Raw genomic sequence first — 3782 nt, 5'->3', positions numbered from 1 at the left:
CCGCTACGTTGTCTTAACATCCGTTGAATGATTGCCTGAGTACAGTTGTACATTCCTTTCAAGGAAGTGTTCAAAACAGCATCCCAATCTTCTTCCGTTACCCATGGAAACAAGTTGTCTTTGGTGATTCCTGCATTGTTTACCAACACATGAATAATTCCTTCCGGATTATTGGAATACCAGTTTTCAACCGTCTCTTTCACCAAAGCTCCGTCCTTTACGTCAAAATGAAGAAGTTCTCCACTTCCGCCGGCTTGTTGAATCAAATTCAATGTTTCTTCCGCCGCCGCTTTATTTGAAGCGTAATTGATCAAAATATGCAGGTTCAGATCCTGAGCCAATTGAAGGGCAATTGCACGTCCGATTCCGCGGGATGCACCTGTTACTAAAGCACATTTCATAGGTTGAGAGTTGTTTGCTTAAGAGCGTTTGTGATATTTTTAATGGCTTCAAATTGTGGAACATCCTCGTTAATCGTCGGAGTGATCGCACGAATTTGAGCATAAATTTCTTTCGTCTTCGAAGAAAGTTTGTTTTTCTTGGTTTCCTCCAGTAAATCAATTGCCTGGCAAACAGACATCATGTGGATTGCCATGACCTGGAAACCATTCTCGATTACTTTCTTCGTAATCACAGCACTGTTGGTTCCCATACTCACGATATCCTGGTTGTCGTTGTTGTTGGAAATGCTGTGAACATACATCGAATTCGAAAGCATCTGGCTTTCAGCTGTCGTGGAAGTTGCCGTAAATTGCATTCCCTGGATTCCGAAGTTCAAACCAAGTGTTTGTGTATTCAGGAAAGGAGGGAAAAGCCCGTTGATTTTGCTGTTCAGAATGAAATTCAACTGGCGTTCCGCAAGCATCGTCAATTTGGTAATGACCAATTTGATTTTGTCCATTTCCAATGAAACGTAATCTCCGTGGAAGTTTCCTCCATGGAAAACGTTTCCGCGTTCCAGGCTCACAACCGGGTTGTCATTCGTAGAATTGATTTCGTTTTCTACAATTGCTTTGGCAAAATCCAGGGTGTCTTTTACCGGACCAAGGATTTGCGGAATACAACGGATCGAATAATATTCCTGGATTTTCTTTTTGAATTCGGTTGTTTCAGCTGCTTTGTCATCCGTGAAAAGCTCTTCCCGTTTTTTGATCAGGGTGCTGTCTTTCAGGAAATCGCGCATGGATTTCGCAATCGCATGCTGACCTGCGTGTAATTTCACCTCATTCAAACCTACTGAGAACGAATCGTCGTATGCTTCAACGATCTCGTTGATCATGGTTGAAGCAGCAATTGCCCAGTCCAATAAGCGGTAAGAGTAGATCAGGTTCACGGCTCCAATTCCCGACATGCAGGAAGTTCCGTTCATCAATCCCAATCCGTCGCGCAATTTGACTTTTAAAGGCGCAATATTTTTTTCAGCCAATACTTCAGCTGTTTTTCTGCGTTCACCATTGATGTACACATATCCTTCACCGATCAGGTTCAGTGCCAAATGAGCCAGCTGAACCAAATCGCCACTTGCCCCAACGCCTCCGTGCTCGAAAATTTCAGGAATAATGTCGTGATTCAGGAACTGAACCAATTGTTCGATCACTCCGTAACTCACACCCGAGTTTCCTTGCATGAAGTTCGTTAAACGGGATAAAACAACTGCTCTTGCAGATTCCGCATCCAATACATTTCCTGTTCCGGAAGAATGGCTTCTGATCAGGTTGTATTGAAGTTGGTTTAATTTGTCTTCGTCAATTTTGAATTGAGCCATGGGCCCGAATCCGGTGTTAATCCCGTAAATAATTTTATCGCTTGAAAAATCCTGTAAAAAGGAAAAGGACTTTTCCAGTTCCTGACGAACGTCATCAGAAACGATGTATTCCTTTTTTTCAAGGCTGAAAGCTTCTACTTGCTTTAAATCGAGTTTGTTCATGTATTATCGAGAGGAGAGAATAATTATTTCGGTAATTTAACTTCAAGGATGGTGTGGAAACGATCCAGGTGCAATCGGTGCTCCTGAACGGTTTCAAATCCTGCTTTTTCAACGATGTATTTCATTGCAGAGGACGAATACATTTTACTGTTTCCGTTTGCCATTGCCGTGAAATAAAGCGAAGTTGCAATTAAGCTGAATTCTGCAGCCGGGAAACGCTGGTCATCAATGAATGTTTCCATGATGAAAATCGTTGCGTCCGGTTTCATGTTTTTCCTGATCTTCAGTAAGATTGCTTCAATTTCTTTTTCGCTGAAACAATCCAGGAACTGACTCATCCAATAAACGTCTGCTCCGGCAGGAATTTCCGAATTCGGATCAAGCATGTCGCGCTCGTTGTAGTCAACGCGGTCTCTGATTTCCGGAATTGCTTCAATATTTGCCCTGGCAACGTTCAATTGTACCGGAAGATCAAAGATACTTACGCGTACATTCGGATCGTGTTGTGTACTCGCAACAGCCCATTTTCCGGTATTTCCACCGATATCGTAAATGTGTTTCGGATGGTGCTGAAAAATGATTTTCAAGGCTTCACCGAATGAATTATCTGAATAATGATGATCAAAATCAAACCAGGATGTTTTTAACGGTTCCGGTAAGATGGAAAGACCTTCGTAAATCGTATTCCACGGACCAATTTCTTTCAAACCTTCCGGTTTTCCGTTCAAAATGGAATCTTTCAGGTGATATAAGCCTTTGTAACAGATATCCTGCGTAAACATCATGTTCACTTTGGTCATTTCGTCACGCGTCAGAAAGTAACCGATTTTGGATAAACTATATTTGTCGCCGTTTAATTCCAGAACGTCTGCAATTTTTGCCATTTCGACCAAAACCCGCACACCGTATTCGCTGATGTTTTTTCGTTTCGCAATTTCTTCAATGGTAAGGCCTTCTCTTTCCTCATAGAGTTCATCCATGATTCCAAGACTGGACATCGTATATACCGTTTGGAACACAAATGGGCTAAAGGCGATTTTTTGAGCCTCGTACAAAGAATTTAATGCTTTCATAGGTTTAATCTATAATCCGAATTTGGGTTTTTTACAAGTTATTTCTGTTCGATTAAGGTTTTCAAAATGTGGCATCAAAGTTAGAAAAAAAAATAGTTTCACGAAGGATTGTGAAATCTTAGAAGCCGCTTATCTGCTAAAATCTAAATTGAAGACTGATGCGAAGCGCTATTTCATTAATTTTGAAGTCGAAATGAACGAAGAATTTGACGTTACCATCATTGGTTCGGGAGTAAGTGGTTTACTCTCGGCGGCCTTGTTATCCAGATCGGGAATGAAGGTACTTGTGTTGGAGAAACACTACCTGATTGGTGGGTATTTGCAGGGTTTTGAACGAAAAGATTTTGTCTTCGACACGGCGATCCATTGGTTGAATCAATACAACGAAGTGGGAACTGTTACACGGGTTTTTAAGATGTTGGGGGAAGATTTCCCCAAACCGCAACCCATGAAACGCATTCAACGCCACATTTCCAACAATCACGATTATATTCTGACGGATAACCCGGATGAATTGCGAAATCAATTGATCCAGGATTTTCCGCATGAAAAAGCAGGAATTGAACGGTTTTTTAAAGTTGCAAAGCGAATTGCACAGGTTTCTCTAAGATTTACGGAGTTTTTTCAATCCGTTGAAACAAAATCCCCATTGGAGATACCGTTCTTTCGCATGAAACAATTGGGGATTATTTATCCTTTGATTCCCTATGCGGTTGGTGGATCGGATGTAAAAAAAGGATTGAGTAAGTTTTTCAAAGACCCGAAACTACAGGAATTGTTTT

Annotated in this window: 4 protein-coding genes; 1 reads left to right on the top strand and 3 read right to left on the bottom strand. The window is 41.3% G+C overall.

Going from position 1 to position 3782, the window contains the following annotated elements:
- The 3 genes from Q1V93_RS12660 to Q1V93_RS12650 form a co-directional block, all read right to left on the bottom strand.
- Nucleotides 1–401 (bottom strand): SDR family NAD(P)-dependent oxidoreductase (locus Q1V93_RS12660; RefSeq protein ID WP_300665222.1); only part of this gene is annotated, 401 nt, incomplete at its 3' end.
- On the bottom strand, nt 398–1927 hold the full coding sequence (gene hutH / locus Q1V93_RS12655) for an aromatic amino acid ammonia-lyase (protein ID WP_300665221.1): 1530 nt from the start codon (nt 1925–1927) through the stop codon (nt 398–400). The genes hutH and Q1V93_RS12660, both read right to left, overlap by 4 nt.
- A gap of 23 nt (nt 1928–1950) precedes the next feature.
- Entirely contained in the window at nt 1951–3000 is a 1050-nt protein-coding gene (locus Q1V93_RS12650; protein WP_300665220.1) for a methyltransferase, read from the bottom strand.
- A 193-nt stretch (nt 3001–3193) separates the two neighbouring features.
- On the opposite strand from Q1V93_RS12650, the gene Q1V93_RS12645 reads away from it, so the two are divergent.
- The coding region (locus Q1V93_RS12645; RefSeq protein WP_300665219.1) for an NAD(P)-binding protein at nt 3194–3782 on the top strand (589 nt) is incomplete at its 3' end.

It is taken from the genome of Fluviicola sp. (assembly GCF_030151805.1).
GTDB lineage: Bacteria > Bacteroidota > Bacteroidia > Flavobacteriales_D > Crocinitomicaceae > Fluviicola.
The sequence above is the reverse complement of the archived record's forward strand: the minus strand, read 5'-3'. Positions and strand labels throughout refer to the sequence as shown.

Bases quoted from the DNA above. Each gene is read 5' to 3' on its own strand.
- hutH (WP_300665221.1), bottom strand. From the start codon at position 1,927: ATGAACAAACTCGATTTAAAGCAAGTAGAAGCTTTCAGCCTTGAAAAA.
- Q1V93_RS12650 (WP_300665220.1), bottom strand. From the start codon at position 3,000: ATGAAAGCATTAAATTCTTTGTACGAGGCTCAAAAAATCGCCTTTAGC.